General features: G+C 68.7%; 13 protein-coding genes, 1 tRNA gene and 1 pseudogene. 6 read left to right on the top strand and 9 right to left on the bottom strand.

Features of this window, described 5'->3' with window-relative positions; all coding sequences use genetic code 11:
• Window positions 1-1,142 precede the first annotated feature (1,142 nt).
• The gene (locus ACTXG6_RS01080) at window positions 1,143-1,361 is read left to right on the top strand and encodes a hypothetical protein (RefSeq protein ID WP_445185871.1); all 219 of its coding nucleotides are present in this window, start codon (window positions 1,143-1,145) and stop codon (window positions 1,359-1,361) included.
• A gap of 732 nt (window positions 1,362-2,093) precedes the next feature.
• Window positions 2,094-2,315 (top strand): annotated as a pseudogene (locus ACTXG6_RS01075) (hypothetical protein); the annotation flags it as partial.
• Here ACTXG6_RS01075 and ACTXG6_RS01070 read toward each other — a convergent pair.
• Window positions 2,299-2,790, bottom strand: a complete 492-nt coding sequence (locus tag ACTXG6_RS01070) for a YajQ family cyclic di-GMP-binding protein (RefSeq protein ID WP_445185870.1) — start codon at window positions 2,788-2,790, stop codon at window positions 2,299-2,301. The pseudogene ACTXG6_RS01075 and the gene ACTXG6_RS01070 sit on opposite strands and share 17 nt — an antisense overlap.
• A gap of 93 nt (window positions 2,791-2,883) precedes the next feature.
• Here ACTXG6_RS01070 and ACTXG6_RS01065 point away from each other — a divergent pair.
• Together ACTXG6_RS01065 and ACTXG6_RS01060 are read left to right on the top strand one after the other, a co-directional pair.
• Window positions 2,884-2,969, top strand: a tRNA-Tyr gene (locus ACTXG6_RS01065).
• A 594-nt stretch (window positions 2,970-3,563) separates the two neighbouring features.
• Window positions 3,564-4,352 carry a class I SAM-dependent methyltransferase gene (locus ACTXG6_RS01060; RefSeq protein ID WP_445185869.1) on the top strand — a complete coding sequence of 263 codons (789 nt, stop codon included), beginning with the start codon at window positions 3,564-3,566 and terminating at the stop codon, window positions 4,350-4,352.
• Window positions 4,353-4,825: 473 nt separating this feature from the next.
• Here the strand turns inward: ACTXG6_RS01060 and ACTXG6_RS01055 are convergent, their stop codons facing one another.
• The 8 genes from ACTXG6_RS01055 to ACTXG6_RS01020 form a co-directional block, all read right to left on the bottom strand.
• On the bottom strand, window positions 4,826-7,954 hold the full coding sequence (locus ACTXG6_RS01055; RefSeq protein WP_445185868.1) for a GAF domain-containing protein: 3,129 nt from the start codon (window positions 7,952-7,954) through the stop codon (window positions 4,826-4,828).
• Between the two features lie 513 nt (window positions 7,955-8,467).
• Complete coding sequence (locus ACTXG6_RS01050; RefSeq protein ID WP_445185867.1) at window positions 8,468-8,701, bottom strand: hypothetical protein; 234 nt, start codon at window positions 8,699-8,701, stop codon at window positions 8,468-8,470.
• The gene (locus ACTXG6_RS01045; RefSeq protein ID WP_445185866.1) at window positions 8,698-8,844 is read right to left on the bottom strand and encodes a hypothetical protein; all 147 of its coding nucleotides are present in this window, start codon (window positions 8,842-8,844) and stop codon (window positions 8,698-8,700) included. Before ACTXG6_RS01045 ends, ACTXG6_RS01050 begins: the two co-directional genes overlap by 4 nt.
• On the bottom strand, window positions 8,841-9,050 hold the full coding sequence (locus ACTXG6_RS01040) for a hypothetical protein (RefSeq protein WP_445185865.1): 210 nt from the start codon (window positions 9,048-9,050) through the stop codon (window positions 8,841-8,843). The genes ACTXG6_RS01045 and ACTXG6_RS01040 overlap by 4 nt, the downstream gene beginning before the upstream one ends.
• Before the next feature lie 286 nt (window positions 9,051-9,336).
• Window positions 9,337-12,378, bottom strand: a complete 3,042-nt coding sequence (locus ACTXG6_RS01035) for a GAF domain-containing protein (RefSeq protein WP_445185864.1) — start codon at window positions 12,376-12,378, stop codon at window positions 9,337-9,339.
• 572 nt (window positions 12,379-12,950) lie between these two features.
• Window positions 12,951-13,808, bottom strand: coding sequence for a DUF2182 domain-containing protein (locus ACTXG6_RS01030; protein ID WP_445185863.1), 858 nt, complete (start codon window positions 13,806-13,808; stop codon window positions 12,951-12,953).
• Window positions 13,809-14,411, bottom strand: coding sequence for a DUF1326 domain-containing protein (locus ACTXG6_RS01025; RefSeq protein WP_445185862.1), 603 nt, complete (start codon window positions 14,409-14,411; stop codon window positions 13,809-13,811). It abuts the gene before it with no gap.
• A 228-nt stretch (window positions 14,412-14,639) separates the two neighbouring features.
• Entirely contained in the window at window positions 14,640-15,488 is an 849-nt protein-coding gene (locus ACTXG6_RS01020) for an IniB N-terminal domain-containing protein (RefSeq protein ID WP_445185861.1), read from the bottom strand.
• A 778-nt stretch (window positions 15,489-16,266) separates the two neighbouring features.
• On the opposite strand from ACTXG6_RS01020, the gene ACTXG6_RS01015 reads away from it, so the two are divergent.
• Both ACTXG6_RS01015 and ACTXG6_RS01010 read left to right on the top strand, forming a co-directional pair.
• Entirely contained in the window at window positions 16,267-17,322 is a 1,056-nt protein-coding gene (locus tag ACTXG6_RS01015; protein ID WP_445185860.1) for a zinc-dependent alcohol dehydrogenase, read from the top strand.
• Window positions 17,323-17,438: 116 nt separating this feature from the next.
• Complete coding sequence (locus tag ACTXG6_RS01010; RefSeq protein WP_445185859.1) at window positions 17,439-18,260, top strand: dienelactone hydrolase family protein; 822 nt, start codon at window positions 17,439-17,441, stop codon at window positions 18,258-18,260.
• Window positions 18,261-18,345: the final 85 nt, after the last annotated feature.

Genomic DNA, 18,345 nt, shown 5'->3' with positions numbered 1-18,345 from the left:
CGTGGAACCGACGCGGGGTCGTTTGCTGCGGTCATGGCTTTGCCGTCTGCGCTTCCACCGACCGCGCAGTTGGATCTGAGGATCGTCGGCGTAACAGTGTGCGGCCCAGGTCCCCCGAAAAGTTGAGGCCTACGCTCTCCGGACTCGAAGCTACGGCACCGTACCCTCGCTACCCCTTTAGCCAGATCGTCGGCCCGACAGCAGAGGCAGAGGACCCTGCGGGGCGCCTGCCATGCGAGTGAGCGCAGTCATACGAATTTACGCCGCCGTACTTGACGCAGCCATTGGGCTTAATGCCATACGAGTTGACGCCACCATACGAGTTGGCGCCACCATACGAGTTGACGCCACCGTATGAGTTGACGCCACCGTATGAGTTGACGCCGCCACCTGAGTTAGCGCTGCCGTTCTCGACGCTCAGAATGGGTGCCGCGCCGGTGGCTCCCGTCTCAGCTGCCGTGCCAGCGAAGTCACCCCCTCGGCTGTGGCCCGTACCGGCTAACCCACTGACAGCCGAGCCCGAGACAGACTTGGCCGCAGCGAGCACGTTCGGTGCGCTGATCGGGGCAGCGGACGCAGTGCCCGTAGCGAGGGCAAATGACGCCACCGGCACGAGAGCCGTAGCCGCCAGCCGCTGCCAAATACGACGACCCATCTGGGTGTCCTCCCCGCTGGGGAGGCTGCCAGCTCGCAGCGCTGGCACGGTCGACCAGCTGAGCCGATCGCCATGACCACCCTGGTTACCAGGATAGTGATCTGCCCTGAGAGCCGGGTGTGGATATGGAGGCGAACCGGCAGCCGCGAGCCGGCCAACGCAGCCGAGGCGCTTGCGCGATCCTGGCCGCGCAGAACCTCTGACTATCCGCGGGGGGCGAGTTGCACCGAGAACGAGCCACGCAGTGCCGTGCCCACCCGAGCTGACCGCGCTACTCCGCGAACTGTTTCACGGTGTGCGGAGAAGCCTGGCGGCCGCGAGTCGCCCTCCAGCCGTGGAGCGCCGCTGCCGCCCCATGCGACGCGTACCGCCCGTGTGCCGGGCGTGCCCGTGCTGACGCTCCTAGTCGTCGCTATCGGAGTCGTGGTCGTGGCCGTGCTGCCCATTACCGGGCTCGCCCGTGGCGCCGGTTACCGGAGCGGGGGCTGTGGCGGTATTTGCCGTGGGTGCGGTGGTACCGCTGCTCCTGGCGGTGCCCGTGCTGACGCTGCTTCTCTTTGCGCCGCTGGTTGTGCTCGTGCCGCTGGCTGCACTCGTGCCGCTGGTCGCACTTGTGCCGGAGGTGGTCCCGGTCGTGCTGGAGGAGCCACCACCACCTATGCCGACGCAACCGTTCTTGTCTCCGTACGGATTACCGCTGCCGTAGATGTGGCTGTAGGGGTCGGAGTTCGGGTTAGCGCTTGCGCCACCCGACGATGCGTTGCTGGCGGTGTGGTTCGGGTTGAGCGGTTGCTGTGCGCTTGGACTGTTTCTGTCTTGGCCGAGGCTGTGCGGGGACCCGTAGTCGAACGGGCAGTCGCTGCGAGCAATTCCGCTTGCTTGCGACGGTGCACCGTGGACGACCGTCGGTGAGACGGGTGGCGTCTGTGCGGACGCGGTGCCGGTCGCGATAGCCACGGCGGCCACTGCAACCGTCGCGGATCCGACAGTGAGGCGAAGGATTCGGTTCACCCGGTCCCTTCGTTCCAGGGCGTGTCGGATCTGACGACTACCCGAAGTGACTGGCCCTGCCGTCGGCGCGCGATGCATCGTTGACCTCTCGTCTGTCCACGCCGCGGCCAACCCGGCTACCGCAACCAGGTCGACCTGCATGGGTTACGCAGCTAGTCGTGCTCTCGATCGAGTAGAGCTACCTATTGGAGGTCAACGAGCACTGCACCGCGGGGAATCGGCTGATCACACTGCCGGGTATCGCAAATGTTGCGTCCGGGCACGGGGCGTGGACCGTCACTGTCCGTGACCAATGAGGTGCACACCTGGAGTCCGACCTGACGGTCGTGACCTGCTCAGGCTCGCGATAACCCCATGCGGCTAGACCGCCGCCGGCTTGGTCAGGCTTGCCCCCGTGCTGTGACCTGGTAGCCCTCGCCTCCGCCACTACTTCGCCACCGTCCTGATCTTCGGAGGAGCCAATGTCAAGACGGTCCAGCTCGCCATGGGCCACACGACGCCGACCGTGACACTCAACATCTATGTCGGCTTCTGGCCGGACGTAGTCGACCAGACCAGAACCCTCGTCGAGTCCGCACTGGGTTGTACCCGGCAGGGGGCTGGTCGAGAATCCGCAGGTCAGGGGCTATGCGTTACCTGTAGTTCGTGAACTGCAGCGCGATGCCGAAGTCCTTGCCCTTGAGCAGCGCGATGACGGCCTGCAGGTCGTCCTTCTTCTTGCCCGATACCCGGAGCTGGTCGCCCTGGATCTGGGCCTGCACGCCCTTGAGCTTCTCGTCCCGGATGGTCTTGGAGATCTCCTTGGCCTTGTCCGAGGCGATGCCTTGCACGATGGTGCCGGTGACCTTGTGGATGCGGCCGGACGGCGCAGGGTCGCCCACCTCGAACGCCTTGAGCGAGATGCCGCGCTTGATCAGCTTCTCCTTGAACACATCGACGGCGGCCCGGCAGCGCTCCTCGGTCTCCGCCTCGATGGTCACGCCTTCCTCGCCTGACCAGCTCACTCCGGCACCGGTGCCGCGGAAGTCGAACCGCTGGGAGAGCTCCTTGGAGGCCTGGTTCAGCGCGTTGTCCACCTCCTGCCTGTCGACCTTGCTGACCACGTCAAACGAAGGATCTGCCACGTCCGTTCCCTCCGATCACCGAACCCGTTGCGATCGCCCTCGACCGCTGCCGTATCCTCTATGATGCGAGTTCACCCCGGTGATGCGCACCCCGGCAGGTTGCCCGAGCGGCCAATGGGAGCGGACTGTAAATCCGTCGGCTTACGCCTACGAAGGTTCGAATCCTTCACCTGCCACCAGGGCGCAAACGGCCCCTGACCAGCGGAGACGCGGTCAGGGGCCGGTTCGCTTTGTCCGGCTCCTGCAGTGTCCCACCTTGTCCCACGGCGACCTGGGTTTTCCCGCCCCGTGTGGACTATCTGTGGACTTGTGGTCGCTCAGATCGTGCTGGTCAGGTTCGAGAGACGACGAGGACCGGGGCCGGAAAGCTGATCAGGACCTGACGTCAAGCGTCAGGTGGAACCACGACGTCAAGCATCAGGCGGGACTCGACAAGGCGGGATGCGCTTTGCGATCCGCTTTGTGATCTGCGACGCGACGTCTCTTCGCTGCCGAATCTGCCTTTAGAGGATCAAGCGCGCCGCCTCCGTCGGCGCGGGCCGGCTTCGCCGGCCCAGCATCCAACAATCACCCGCAGGCCAGCTGCTCCGACTCCTAGGCTAACGACAGGTAGCCAATTGCGCGGGACTAGCTGGCAGCCGTCCGACACCATGAGCAGCAGCATGCATTTGAGCGAGGTCGCGACGTCGGTCGACCGGTCGCCTCGACCCTCGCCGATGCGGCCGCCCCGAAGAGTTGAGACGCTGACGTCACGAGGGGACCGGAGCTCCACCATGAGCAACAGCAACTACCTGTTCGACAACGCAGCCTCGGAAGCCAGGCAACGCTTTGGCGCCCTCTCCGCACTCTTCGACCCAACAACGTTCCGGCACATCGAGGCTCTCAACATCGGCCAAGGGTGCCGATGCTGGGAGGTTGGCGCAGGCGGCCCCACGGTGTCCAACTGGCTGGCCGAGCGGGTCGGAGCCAGCGGACGTGTCCTCGCCACGGACATCAACACCAGCTGGGTCTCCGAGCATCTCGATCACACCGTCGAAGTTCTCCAACACGACGTGACGCAAGACGATCCACCAGCCGGCCAGTTCGACCTGGTGCACGCCCGACTCGTCCTGAGCCACCTTCCGGCCCGAGGCAAAGCCCTGCGGCGGATGGTGGCATCGCTCCGTCCCGGCGGCTGGCTGCTCGTCGAAGACTTCGACAAGGTGATCCCGGTCAGGTGCATCGACGCCTATCTGCCCGAGCATCACCGAGCCAACAAGCTGCATGCAGGCGTGTACGCACTCCTGGCCCAACGAGGCGCCGATCTGGAGTACGCCCGCCGCCTGCCCCGAATCTTCCGCGACGCCGGACTCACTCAAGTAGGTGCGGATGCCTACCTCCCGGTGGCCATACCTGCCGGCAACGTGCTCAGCGTTGCCAACATCACCCAAGTCCGGGATGCCCTCATCGAACAGCAGCTCGCAACCCAAGATGAGATCGACGCGCACGTCGCTGCGATCGCGGACGCAACGATCACGGTCGGCACACCGCCGCTGATCTCCGCGTGGGGTCAACGCGCCTGAACTCGGGCTCCGCCGAACCGGGCACCGCTTCGGAGATCGGGGGGTGGCGGGGGTGGTGATCTCCCCACGGCGCTCCCGAGGGCAGCCAGCCTCGGCCCGGCAGGGATGAACCCGCGCCGTGAGGAGATCACCACAGCACCCAGCGTGGACAGGCGAAACCCGTTTCACGGACGCATCACGGACGCAGGCAACGTCCCGCAACATCGACGCAGGTCAGTGCCCGAATGACAGCCAACTGTAAATCCGTCGGCTTACGCCTACGAAGATTCGAATCCTTCACCTGCCACCAGGGCGCAAACGGCGCCTGATCATCGGAGACGCGGTCAGGGGTCGTCCTCGTTCACGGCTCCTGCAGTGTCCCACCTTCTCCCACGGCGACCTGGGGTTTCCCACCCCTACCGCACCGGGGCCACCTCCACGACGACCGGCGCGACCTGAAACAGTCAGCCGGAATGCCTTCGCCGGCCGACCGGTCAGTCAGGCGACTGCGGAAGCTCGACGACGATCGCCGTCCCCTCGCCGGGGTGGCTGGTGACTTCGAGCGATCCGCCCAGGGCCTGCACCCGGTCGCGCAGCCCGATTAGACCCGAACCTGCGGCAGGATCGGCGCCGCCGATGCCGTCGTCGCGGATCGACAGGTGCAGCAGCGCGTCGCGCTGCTCCACGGAGACGTGCGCGTAGGACGCGTGGGCGTGCTTGGTGGTGTTGGTCAGGGCCTCGGACACGACGTAGTAGGCGGCCACCTCGATCCGGTCCGCGGGGCGGGTTTCGGTCCGGATGTCGAGTTGCACCGGGATCGCGGCGCGGCGGGCCAGGGTGCGTAGGGCCGGTGCCAGCCCGCGCTCGGACAGGATCGCCGGGTGGATGCCGCGCGCGAGTTCGCACAGTTCCTCGTTCGCCGCGGTGAGCTCGCCGGCGATCCAGCCGAGCTGGGTTCGCAGCTCGGGCAGCTGCTCGGGCACGCTGGACTGGGCCAGGCTCAGCGTGAGGCTGAGCGCGACCAGGCGCTGTTGAGTGCCGTCGTGCAGGTCGCGTTCGATGCGGCGCCGGGCGTCGTCGGCGGCCGCGACGATCCGGGCCCGGGAGGCGGTGAGCTGGGCACTGCTGTCGGCGTTCGCGATCGCGGTGCCGACCAGCTCGATGAACCCGGCCATGCGCTGGTCGCTGTCGGCTGGGAAACGCCCACGCCGCGTCCCGGCGCCGATCCCGCCCCACAGACGCCCCTCGACGACGATCGGAACCGCGACCGACGACCGGAGGCCCATCCGGCGGACGGCGGCGGCGTACTCGCCGGGAGCCTGATCATAGTCGTCGCAGCGAGCCGGTCGGCACGTGCGCAAGGCCACCGCCACGGCCACGGGCGGCTCAGGCGTCCAGCGGCTCCCCACCGGAAGCTCGGAGGAGTGTGCGCCGACGCTGGCAACGAGAGTCGTCGCGCCGTCCGGATCGAGGCGGACGATGACTGTGCCGTCGGCACCCAGGCCGCGGCTGACCTCGTCCGCAACGGCCGCGAACACCTCGGCCGGCGGCAGCCCCCGGGCAACCAGCGTGGCGACCCGGCGCAACGCGGCCTGCTCTTCGGCGACCCGGCGCAGTTCGTCGCGGCTTTCCTCGAGTTGGGCGCAGCCCTCGGCGTTCGCGATCGCGGTACCGATGAGTTCGGTGAACCCGGCCATGCGCTGTTCCGTGTCGGCCGGGAAGTGCTCGCTTCGCGTCCCGGCGCCGATCCCGCCCCACAGACGCCCCTCAACCACGATCGGAACCGCGACCCCCGACCGGATACCCAACCGGCGGATGGTGGCGTCAACGAACGCCCCAGAGGCCTGGCTGAAGTCCTCGCAGCGGGCCGCACGGCCGGTGCGCAGGGCGACCGCCAAGGCCAGCGGCGGCTCAGGCTGCCAGCGGCTTCCGACCACCACCTCGGCGGAGTGATCGCCGACGCAGGCGAGGACGGTCATCGCGCCATCGGGATCGAGGCGGGCGATGGTCGTGGCGTCAGCCCCGAGGACGTGGCCGACCTCGTGGGCAACGGCCGCGAATACCTCGGCCGGTGGCACCCCGCGGGCAACTAGCGTGGCGACCCGCCGCAACGCGGCCTGTTCCTCGGCGAGCCGGCCCAGTTCGTCGCGGCTTTCCTCGAGCTGCGCGCTGCTCTCGGCGTTCGCGATCGCGGTGCCGATGAGCTCGGTGAAGCCGACCAGGTGCTGTTCGGCGTCGGCCGGGAAACGCGTGCGCCGGGTCCCGACGGCGATCGTGCCCCACAGCCGCCCCTCGACGACGATCGGCGCCGCGACCCCTGATCGGAGTCCCAGCCGACGGAGGCGGTTGCCGTACGCGTCGGAAACTTGGCTGAGATCGTCGAGGCGAGCCGGGCGGCCCGTGCGCAGGACGACCGCCACGGCCAGCGGCGGTTCAGGCTTCCAGCGGCTCCCCACCGGGAACGCGTCGGCGGGTGCGCCGACGCGGGCGAGGATGGTGGCCGCGCCGTCGGGATCGAGGCGGACGATGTTCGTGACGTCGGCACCGAGGACGCTGCCGACCTCGTGCGCGACGGCCGGGAACACCTCGGCCGGTGGCAGCCCGTGGGCGATCAGTGTGGCGACCCGGCGCAACGCGGCCTGCTCGTCGGCGAGCCGGCGAAGCTCGTCGCGGCCTTCCTCGAGCTGCGCGCGACCCTCGGCGTTCGCGATCGCGGTGCCGACGAGCTCGGTGAAGCCGACAAGGTGCTGTTCGGCGTCGGCCGGGAAACGTTCGCGCCGTGTCCCGACGCCGATCGTGCCCCACAGACGCCCCTCAACCACGATCGGCGCCGCAACCGACGACCGGATTCCCAGCCGGCGGATGGCGTCACCGGACGCGCTGGAGGCTTGGCCGTAGTCGTCGTTGCGGGCCGGGCGGCCGGTGCGCAGAACCGCCGCCATGGCCACGGGCGGCTCAGGGTTCCAGCGGCTTCCGATCGGGAACTCGTCGGGGTGTGCGCCGACGCCGGCAACTAGAGTCGTCGCGTCGTCGGGATCGAGGCGCGCGATGAGCGTGGAGTCGGCGCCGAGGATCTGGCCGACCTCCCGCGCGACGGCCGCGAGGACCTCGGCCGCCGCTACGCCGCGGGCAACCAGCGTGGCGACCCGGCGCAGGGCTGCCTGCTCGTCGGCGAGTCGGCGGAGCTCCTCGCGGCCCTCGGCGTTCGCGGTCGCCAGGGTTTCGGCCTCACCGCGGCGCGCGGCCAAGCCGACAACCGAGCTGGCCGCACCGGCGATGAGGACGAACGTGACCAAGGCCACCACATCGTTGGGGTCGGCGACGGCGAAGTCGTCGAGCGGCGGGATGAAGTAGTAATCCAGCAGCACCGCGGCAGCGACCGCGGCAACCAGCGCCGGGACCAGCCCACCGACCAGCGCCACCACCGCGACGGCGATCAGGTAGAGCAGCGTCTGGCTGGGCACGCCCAGGACGTCACGAAGCCGGGCCAAACCCGCTGTCAGCAGGGGAAGAACGACCAGCCCGGTCAGCGCCCCGGCGAACCGGTGCGGCGGGGACAGACCCGCGGCTCGGGCAGGTGGCCGTAGTCGGGTCGCGGCGGGCTCGCGGGGGACGGTATGCACGTTGGGCTCGCTCTTCCCGTCAGGTGGGTGCGGTGACGCTGATGCCCGGTCCCGTCAGCAAACTGGTTGTCAGCCGCCACAGCCGACGCCGCACGATCCGTGCCTCGTGTTTTACTGATCCAACCGCCTGCATCGCTGTCGTCGCGGGGTTCGCCAGTGTGACCCGACGCTCCTCCCCGCCAGCTTCGCGTCGATGGCGCGCGGCGTCGCCGCGGCCAGCGCCCCTTCTCGTTCCCAGCTGACCGGCACTCCCGGTACCTGCTAGCTGCAACTGGGCGACAGGCGCGGGCAGTGCGAACGTGTGGTTGCCGAGTGCCGTGGCCGGCTCGCGGCCGCCCGCGGTAGGCCGAGGATCTCGCTGCACACGATCGGAGCGGCCGCGACGGTTGGAGCGGCGACGACGTCGGCGGCCGCATTACGGGACCACCCGGCTGGATCGGGGCGCGTTGCGGGGTTGACGCCGGAACCCGGTCAATCACCGCTCAGGCGGAATTTACGTCGGTGTCCCTTGGGTCAGGCTGGGAGGGAGGTCATGATGGCGTCGACTACGCCGTTGATCAGTCCGCCGGTGCCGAGCCGATAGCCGAATTCCTCCCAGAGCAGCAGTTCCCGCGAGAGAAGCTCGCCGACGGGCCCGGGGTAGACGCTGGTTGCGCGGAACGCGGCGGCCCGGAGTCGCATGCGTTCGTGGTGGTCGAGCCCGGGGTGGCGAGATTGGCGGATGCTGGGGTCGTTGGTGTTTGTCATGGTGTGTCGTGGGTATGGCCTGCGACGGCGATGAGATATCCGCACCGTTCGAGGAGGTCGATGTCGTATGGCACGCGGTAGAGCACCTTCTGCTCGCGGCGCGCGCCGGTGACCAGCAGCCGGCGATCTTCACCGGGATTCAAAGGATTTCCTCCATGTTGCCAAACTCGTCGTTGATGGCTGTCATAGCGCAGGCGCGAAGTGCGTCAGCGGCTTGACGGGCTTGATCGCGTGTGAGGTAGAGGCTGTGCTGGCGGACCGTGAGAGTGATGTAGGGATCTAGATCGTTCGCCTGTACTGCAAGAAGGTGCTCGCCGGTCACGGTACTGAGCTGGACCGATGCAATCATGATTTCCTCCTTCTGCGCGGCGGGCGTTAGCCTTGTAATTTCAGCTTCACCATGATTGGCCTCCGGAGCATCGCGGCCACCACCCGTTCCCAAGGGGCGGTGGCCGGAGTGCCCGACTACCCGTTAGCTGCACATGCCTCCGGTCGCGCGCTTAGGTCGCCGAAAACCGCCTTCATGCGGTCGGAGAGCGTTTCTTTTCGCCCGGGCATGCGGGCATTCCGCGTCTGGACTGGGAATTGTTTTTACCTCGGGGTGACCGCCGCGTAAGGAAGTTGGCCTGACGGCTTCATCCGGGCAGTACGTTGCCCGAGTGCAGCGGCAGCTCCGCGCGCACGGTGGTGCCTGCGCCAGGGGCGGTCTGAACGGAAAGCCGGCCGCTGAGTGCCTCGATCCGGTCTTTGAGTCCGACAAGGCCGGTCCCGCCGGACAGGTCGGCTCCGCCGCGGCCGTCGTCGCGGACTTGGACTCGCAGCACGGCGTCGGCCTCGTCGGTGTCGACCTTGACGTGGACGTGGGAGGCGTGGGCGTGCTTGGCCGCGTTGGTGAGTGCTTCGGAGACCACGTAGTAGGTGGCGATCTCGATCTGTTCGGGTAGTCGCCTGTCGATTCGCATCTGTAGATCGACCGGGACTGAGGAACGGCGGGCGAGCGTGTTGAGCGCCGGGTGTAGCCCGCCCTTGGCGAGGACCGACGGGTGGATGCCGCGGGCGAGCTCGCGCAGCTCGTCGAGGGTGCTGACCACTTCGGCGGCCACCTCGTCCAGGTGTGCCTTGAGCTCGTGGGCCTCGGGTGGCACGGCCGCCTGCACGGTGCCGCGCAGGTGCAGCGCCAGGGTCACCAGCCGTTGCTGGGCTCCGTCGTGCAGATCTCGCTCGATGCGGCGGCGGGCGGTGTCGGCGGCGGCCACGATCCGGGCCCGCGACGCGGTGAGCGCGGCCTGGGCCTCGGCGTTGGCCAGTGCGGTGCTGACCAGTTCGGTGAACCCGGTCAGCCGCGGCTCGGTATCCGCCGGCAGCGGTTCCTCGCTGGCGGAACCTACGCTGACGACGCCCCACAGCCGGTCCTCGACATTGATCGGCACGCCCACAGCAGAGCGGAACCCCCACTCGCGGGCAACGTCGGCGGGAGGTCCGCCGGCCTCGGCGTACTCGATCCTGGCCGTCCGGCGGGTCTGGAACACCAGGGTGTGCAGGTTGTGGCCGCCGAGTTCCAGGCGCAGACCGATGGGCCGAGGCCGGCTCACAGGGACTCTGCCCCAGGCGCCGACGACGGTCACCGCACCGTCCGGCTCGTAGCGGCTCAGGACGGTGAAGTCGACCTTCAGCAGCCGCCCGACCTCCGCGGTCACCGCTTCGAACACCTCCCCCGGCGCGGCCGCCCGGGCGACCAGGGTCGCCACCCGTCGCAGCGCGGCCTGCTCCCCGGCGTAACCCCGCAGCTCCACCCCGGCCTGCGCGTTGGCGATTGCGGTCGCGACCAGCTCGGCGAACCCGCCCAGCCGCGCCTCGATATCCGCCGCCAGCGGCTCCAACTGCGTGGATACCGCGCCCAGCAGACCCCACAGCCGGCCAGCGACACTGATCGGCACGCCGACCGCCGAGCGGATACCCACCGCGACGGCAATATCAGCGACCGCGCCCGAGGCGTCGGCGTAATCAATCCGCGCCGGCCGACCCGTCTCGAACACCAGCGTGGGCATGTTCCGCCCCCCGACTTCGGCTCGGGTGCCGAGGGGAATGGGGAACACGGCGTCGGTGTCGCTCCACGAGCCGACCCACGTCATCGCACCGTCCGGGTCGAGCCGGATCATGCTGCTGTAATCGACATGGAGCACCCGTCCCGCCTCGGCGGTGACCGCGGCGAACACCTCCTCCGGCGTCGCCGCCCTGGCGACCAGGGTCGCCACCCGGCGCAGCGCGGCCTGCTCCTCGGCGAAGCCACGCAGCTCCACCCGGGCCTGCGCGTTCGCGATCGCGGTCGCGACCAGCTCGGCAAACCCCGCCAACCGCTCCTCGGTGCCCGCCGGCAGCGGCTCATCACGCATGTACGCCGCCGTCACCGCGCCCCACAGCCGGCCCTCGACGCTGATCGGCACGCCGACGGCCGAGCGCAGCCCCCAGCCGTGTGCGGCGTCGGCGTCCGGGCCCGAGGCGACGCTGTAGTCGTCGATGCGCGCCGGCCGGCCCGTCTCGAACACCAACGACATCACGTTCCGCCCGCCGAGGGGTACCCGGGTGCCGAGGGGAAACGGCTCGCCGACGCCGGTGCCGCTCCACCACGTACCGACCGACACGTGCTCGCCGTCCTCGAACCGCCTCAGGATCGTGACGTCGACCTCCAGCAGCCGCCCGGCCTCCGCCGCGACCGCGCCGAACACCTCCTCCGGCGGCGCCGCCCGGGCGACCAGGGTCGCCACCCGTCGCAGCGCGGCCTGCTCCTCGGCGAAGCCACGCAGCTCCACACGGGCCTGCGCGTTGGCGATCGCGGTCGCGACCAGCTCGGTGAACCCGGCCAACCGCTCCTCGGTGTCCGCCGGCGGCGGCTGCTCGCCCATCGACCCGACAGTCATCACGCCCCACAGCCGGCCCGCGACGTTGACCGGCACCCCGACGGCGGCGCGGAGCCCGAGCGGGCGGACGATGTCGGCGGCCGGGCCGGAAGCCTTGCCGTAGTCATCGATCCGCGCCGGCCGGCCGGTGTCGAACACCAGCCGGGCCACGTTGCGCCCACCGAGGGGCACCCGGACGCCGACCGGCCCCTCGTGGCCGCTCTGGCTCCAACTGACGTAGGTCAACACGCCGTCCGGGTCGTAGCGGCACATGACCGTCAGGTCGACGGCGTGCACCCGCCGAACCTCGGTAGCGACCGCCGCGAACACCTCCTCCGGCGATGCTGCCCGGGCCACCAGGGTCGCGACCCGTCGCAGCGCCGCCTGCCCCTCGGCGAACCGGCGAACTTCCCCAGCCAACGACTCCGCCTCGCCCGCACGCCGCCGCATCCGTCCGGCCAGCACGCTGACCACCACCGCCGTCACCGCGGAGATCACCAGGATCGCCAGGATGTCCGGGTCGGTCGGCGTCAGAGCGAACATGGGAGGGAAGAAGAAGTAGTCGTCCGCCAACGCCGACATGACCGCGACAACCAGCGACGGCCACACCCCCCAGAACACCGCGACCGGCAGCACCGCCAGCACGTAGAGACCCGCCAGCGCCGACACCGGAACCACCGACTGCAGCGCCCAGACCAGTCCGGTCACCGCCGCGACCCCGACCGCCCCCGCGACGAGGCCGCCCAGCGGGCCCGGCCAACCGAATCGGCAACTCCTCACGCGGCCACCGCCCTCTTCCCCAGCGCTCGAGCTCGCCCAGGCAAGCGTGCACAATGTTTCGTCTGGTGGGCGCTGGTGACGCCGCTCCAGATGCCGTCGTTCCGCCCGCAAGCCCAGCGGAGTCGTCCGAAGCACTGCACAAGGTCCAAAGTAGCCCGACAGGGCGTACATGATCCCTGAATGGACCGCCGGACGACCAGTGGCCCCGGCTGTCGGGCTTGCCTGAATAACCGGGCGCGGCCAACCGGTCCGACGGCGGTTCGCGGACTGGCTTGCCGCGCAGGGGGTGGACCTCGACCCGGAGACGTTCACCGGTCGGCCGCCGCGCTCGGTCGTGCTGATCCCGCGGGCGCTCCAGCCGCACGCCGCCCCGGGTCGACCCCGACGTCTACACGTTCGTCGGCCCCTGCCTGGACGCACGGCCGCACCAAGCGGAGCCGGACAGGCCACTCGTGCTCGTTTCGATGGGCTCGGAGGGGCTGGCCAACGGGGTGCCGATGATCGCGATCCCGCGAGCGGTAGACCAGTTCTCCAACGCCGCGCTGCCGGGGGAGCAGCACATGCGGCAGACGTCATCGAAGAGGTGGCTTCCCTTGGTCAGGATCACATGCGCCGATAGCCCCGATGGACATGTTCATGTCGTGCATCGCTGGGCCGCCGGGTGCCATTAGTCCCGGAACCCGCTCGGGAACAAGGACGACCGCGAGACCGAGCACCAACAGCGCGACGGTCACGAAGGTCGTCGCGACCCGGCGCCACGGCAGGAGCTTCTCAACGGCGATGAGCACGGCAATCGCGGCCATCCACGGGATGCTCATCACTCCGAGCGCGAACAGTGCGGCCATCAGTGCCCAGCAGCAGCCGATGCACCAGACGCCGTGTCGCACACCCATCCGAACAGCTCCGAGCGTGCCGGGTCGCCAGTGCTCGAGCAGGAAACTGAAGGGGCCGCGGCAATGTCGCAGGCAGACGTCCTTGAGCGGGGTGAGCTGGTAGACGGCGGCCGCGACGATCACACCGCCGGCCAGCACCGGTCCGCCCCGGTCCCAGCTCAGGACGTCGATCTCGAGGGCGCGCCCGGCCTTCAGCACGACAAAGCCGACGAGCCCGGCGACAGTCCAGGCGCCTAGGTAACCGACGACGAGCAGAGCCGGTCCTATCCGCACGGCGTTGTCCCCGCGCTCGCGTCGCGCTGCCTGCAACCTCCGATACACCACGACTGTCGGCCACAACGATGGCAGCATCATCGCGGCCATCATCACCGTCCACATACCGGTGAAGAAGCCGATCGTCCCGGGGTCGGCCCCCGGGCCCGCGTCCGCGTCACCCATCCGCCAGAGCACGAGGCCCCAACACACCGCCGCGAGGACCAGCAGCGGAACGATCGTCAGAAGGCGGTCGGACCGCTGCGGCACCAGCGCCCGGGTCATCTAGCCCGACCAGGCAAAGGGAGCGGAGAACCCCGAGGTGCCCTCCTGGGACCACTCGAGGCCGAGAACGCCGACCCGTGAGCGGCCCTTCGCCACGGTCAGCTCGCTGTTGGCGGGATGGAAGACGTCGACGAGTTTGGCGGGTCGGCCGGTCTCCACGCCGAACGGCACGACGTCGTCGACCTCGACCTCGAGTGCGCCACCGGCTGTCAGCTTGTGGTTGCCGTTGCTCTCGGTGACTTCGATACGCATTCGTTCCACTCCGAGCATCTCGCCCACCAGCGGTGCGAGTGCCTCCATCGGGCCCCCGAGCTGACCGCCGAAGACAGAACCGAGCTTCTCGAGTTGCTCGTCCGTGGCCTGGTCGTCCACCACGAGCGCGAGCTTCCAGTTGCCGTCCGTCATGACCTGCGGGGCGTCTGCCACCGCCACAACGGTGCGGTCGCTGACGTCCACGTTGTCCACCGCGCCGCTGTCGACATGGAAGATCAGCACGGCGTGGCAGCGTTCGGTGTCAGCACCGGCGTCGAACGAGACCGTGCACGGGCACGGCATGTCGCAGGAACAGTTTTCGAAGTAGCGACCACGGATGGACCAGGTCATGAGCTGGCCCCCTCTCGACCGGGAGAGCCGAAAAGTCTCGTCCTGCCGATGAAGCGCGGTCAAGCCACCGACCGACCTAATCGCCGGCGGGAGCGGTCTTGACGCCTCCGTAGGTGAACGTCGCCTTCGGTCCTCCCGGTCTGAGTTGGCCGGCCGGTTGCCGCCGACGCGACGGAGTTGGGCCGAGGCCCACAACCGCAGCCGTAGCCCAGCTCCGTCGCGAGCCGATTAGCTGGGCAAGTCGACTGTGCTGCTGTGGTCGTCGCGGAAGTCGCTCTGGTTGTGCGAATTGGTGTTGTCGTGACTGTCGGTGTTCGAGTTGTTCTCGTAGTTGCTGTGTGTGCTGTCGTCGGTCTCGTTCTGGTTGGCGTACTGGTCGGCGGAGCCGTGATCGCCGGCGGCGTTGACGGAGGTGTCGCCTGAGCCGGAGTTGCGCACTGAGGTGGTGGTGTCGTTGTCGGTGTTGTTCCCGGTCGCGTCGCCGCCCACCGACACGGCGGCGCCGTCGCCGAAGTTTCCGCCGCTCAGATCGGCGGTGGTGGCGTCCCCGGAACCGAAGGCGCTGGTGTTGTCATCCCCGGTCACGGCCTGGTTGCCGTCTCCGACCACGTTGCCGTCGCCGGTGGTGACAGTGCTGTCCCTGATGTCCGCGCCGGCCGCGACCGCGCCGTCACCTGACGCGACGACAGGATCATTGTCGATCACTTGACTGAAGTCACCACCGTCAGTGTCGATATTTTGGTGCACCGAGTTGTCGATGTTCGTTTCGTTTTTCTCGATGACCTGGTAATTGTTTGTGATGTAGTTGTTGAGATAACGTCCCGCGTCCTCTCCCGATGCGTCCGGGTGGTGCGGCGGCGGGTAGTGCACTGATCCCTCGCCGCCGCCTTTGTAGTCGTAACCGGAGGACTGGGAATCGGCGATCAAGCACAGCGAGTCGTACACATCGTTCGCTGACAGGTCCTGAAACCCGTGGTCAGCGGCATACCCCTGCGGGTCTTCCTGGAACGCGGCCCGGGCTTGCGGGTCACGGAACAGGTCCATGATCCAATCCAGCAGTGAAGTTGAGTTCATCATGGCAGGTCTCCATCTATGAGTCGTTGCGGTATTCCGCTCGGGAGAACCGGCACACAACGCATCCTCGCGAAAGAGGTAACTACGGGTCAGTGATGCGTGTGTGCCGTATCAGCGACTGGTGAAGCTGCGCTTCACCAAGTGCCTCATCAGAGTCGAAATACCTGCAGAGACGGCGGGGAGCGCCAGACTTGCAGATCATGCCCGGCCGGGCCGGCTGCCCGGAGAACGGCGAGATCGGTGCTCCCGGTCCGCCAGGAGCAGGAATCGGTTCCGTGAAAGCCCAGACGCACTTGCCTGTCGGCCGACCCGGGGCGCGCGCGATCGGACGCTTGGCCCGCCACATAGTGGGTGCCGTGCAAGGGTTCACGATGGCAATCGTGCGGCGCGCCACCTTCCAGCGGCTCGCTGGAGACGCCACCGGAGGCCGATAGCAACTCCGGGGTCGCCTCGCTGGCGGGAGTGAGGGCGAGAACGGTAAGGATGAGCAGCGCCAGCAGCGCGGTAATAGCCCGCGCGCTCCTCGCTACCATGCCTCCCCATCCGTTGCCGGCGGCGTCCCTGGTGCGGCCGGAGCTTCTCATACGGGGCTGAGAGTAGACCACCGTGAGTGTGCCTGACGCTCGTGCTCGGGCCGCGGGTAAACCGTTGTGAATCATGTCGGTGAACCACGCCGCGAACGACGTGTGCGGCGCCCGCACCGAGTACGCCGAGGAAAAGCTCGCCGGTTGCACAATGCCGGGATGAACGTCGTGCAAGCCTGAGTCCGGAAAGGACCGCCATGCCCAGCAGCACACCCGAGACCATGCGACGGGTGGTGGTCTCGCGCACCGGGATCACCGTGGAACAGGCCCCCATCCCCACACCCGGACCCGATGAGGCGCTGGTGCGCTCGGTCGTCGCCGGCGTCTGCGGCTCGGACACCCACGCCGCGCACGGACGCCACCCCTTCGTTCCACTGCCCTACGCGCCAGGCCACGAGGTAGTCGGCGTCGTCACCGCGATCGGTGCGGCCGTCACCGGCGTTCGCCCCGGTCAGCGCGTCACCGTCGAACCCGACCTGCCCTGCTGGAACTGCAAGCAGTGCCGGCGCGGCCAGCAGAACCTGTGCGAAAACCTGCAGTTCTTCGGCTGCGGCTACCCCCAGGGCGGGATGGCCGACTACTTCACCATCCCGGCGAACCGCCTGCACACCGTCCCTGATGACCTCGACTACCGGGGCGCGGCGCTCATCGAACCGCTCTCGACTCCGGTGCACGCCGTACGCATCGCCGGCGACATCACCGACCGCGCCGTCGTCATCCTCGGCGCGGGCACCATTGGCCAGCTGCTGCTCGCGGTCGTTCGCGCACACGGGGCGAAACGGGTCGTGGCCACCGACGTCCTGGCCAGCAAACGCGACCTCGCCCTCAAACTCGGCGCCGACGCCGTCGTGGACGCCGCCGCACCCGACGCGGTCGAGCAAATCCGAACCGCGCTGGGGGAAAGCGCGGACGTGGTGTTCGACTGTGTGGCCATCGCCCCGACCCTCGGCCAAGCCATCCAACTCGCGGACAAGGGCGGCACCGTGGTCGTAGTGGGAGTTCCAGCCCAGGACGTCACCATCCCGCTCCCGCTGATCCAGGACCACCAGATCCGAATCCAAGGCAGCGCGACCTACCTCCCCGCCGACTACGCCGAAGCCATCGAGCTCCTGCGCAGCGGCGCCGTGCGGGCCGCCGACATCGTGACCAACACCCAACCGCTCACCGACGTCGCGGCCGCGTTCGAGCGATCCCAGAGCGGTCACGACATCAAAGTCCTGGTCGTCATCGACACGGAGGCATTCAACGCCTGACCGCCTCACAGGAGAACGGGGAAAGGCCGCCGTAAGCCCACTCGGACGGTAAGTTGATGGAGATCGGCACCCACCTTGTGCCGCAATCGCTCCCCAGTGTCGAAGGTTGCGTAGCAATGGCTGATCACGACCTCAGTGGGTTTGACCGGGACGAGTTCACCCATGGTGGGGTGGTTCACGAGGTGCTGCGCAAAGGCAGCGGACCGGCGGTCATCGTGATCGCCGAGATGCCGGGTATCACGCCGAAGGTCCTCGAGTTCGCCGACCGGGTCGTGGCGGTCGGCTGCACCGCGGTGCTCCCTCGGCTGTTCGGTGAGCCCGGGCGCGACCCCCACCCGACGGCGCGCGGTGTGCTCCCGGCGGTCGGGTACATCGCCGGCTCGATCCTGCGGGCCTGTGTCAGCCGCGAGTTCACCGTCTGGGCCACCGGCAAGACCTCCCCGGTCGTCGGCTGGCTGCGCGCGCTCGCCACCCACGAACACCAGCGGTGCGGCGGGCCGGGGGTCGGCGCGGTTGGCATGTGCTTCACCGGCGGCTACGCGCTCGCGATGGCCACGGACGACCGGCTCCTCGTCCCGGTCCTGTCCCAGCCGTCCATGCCGTTGCCCATCACCCGGGCGCAACGCCACTCGATCGACATCGCGCCGGAGGACCTCGCGGTGGTCAAGAACCGCTGCGCGAATGACGGCCTGCAGGTCGTCGGCCTGCGTTTCCGGGGAGACCGGTTCGTGCCGGAGAGCCGCTTCCGGTTCCTGCGTCAGGAACTCGGCGAGGCCTTTGTCGCCGTTGAGCTGGACGACTCCGCCGCAAACCCGGACGCGGTCATGGCCCCGCATTCGGTGCTCACCGAGCACCTCGTCGACCAGCCCGGCCAGCCCACCCGCGTGGCGTTGGACCAAGTTCTGGACCTGTTCCGCGAACGCCTGCTCCTGGCTTAGAGCGTCCTTCTGCGCTGGCAGGCGCGTCAGGGGGGCGAGGGCGTACTCCACCCGCGGCGGCACCTCGGCATAGGCGGTCCTGGTG

The sequence above is a fragment of the Pseudonocardia sp. Cha107L01 genome (assembly GCF_052566575.1).
Note: the sequence above shows the minus strand (reverse complement) of the source record. Positions and strands in the feature narration are given on the sequence as shown.

Excerpts from the sequence above, each read along its gene's own strand:
- ACTXG6_RS01060 (WP_445185869.1), top strand. The coding sequence starts at position 3,564 with ATGAGCAACAGCAACTACCTGTTCGACAACGCAGCCTCGGAAGCCAGG.
- ACTXG6_RS01050 (WP_445185867.1), bottom strand. The coding sequence starts at position 8,701 with ATGACAAACACCAACGACCCCAGCATCCGCCAATCTCGCCACCCCGGG.
- ACTXG6_RS01040 (WP_445185865.1), bottom strand. The coding sequence starts at position 9,050 with ATGATTGCATCGGTCCAGCTCAGTACCGTGACCGGCGAGCACCTTCTT.
- ACTXG6_RS01030 (WP_445185863.1), bottom strand. The coding sequence starts at position 13,808 with ATGACCCGGGCGCTGGTGCCGCAGCGGTCCGACCGCCTTCTGACGATC.
- ACTXG6_RS01025 (WP_445185862.1), bottom strand. The coding sequence starts at position 14,411 with ATGACCTGGTCCATCCGTGGTCGCTACTTCGAAAACTGTTCCTGCGAC.
- ACTXG6_RS01020 (WP_445185861.1), bottom strand. The coding sequence starts at position 15,488 with ATGATGAACTCAACTTCACTGCTGGATTGGATCATGGACCTGTTCCGT.
- ACTXG6_RS01015 (WP_445185860.1), top strand. The coding sequence starts at position 16,267 with ATGCCCAGCAGCACACCCGAGACCATGCGACGGGTGGTGGTCTCGCGC.
- ACTXG6_RS01010 (WP_445185859.1), top strand. The coding sequence starts at position 17,439 with ATGGCTGATCACGACCTCAGTGGGTTTGACCGGGACGAGTTCACCCAT.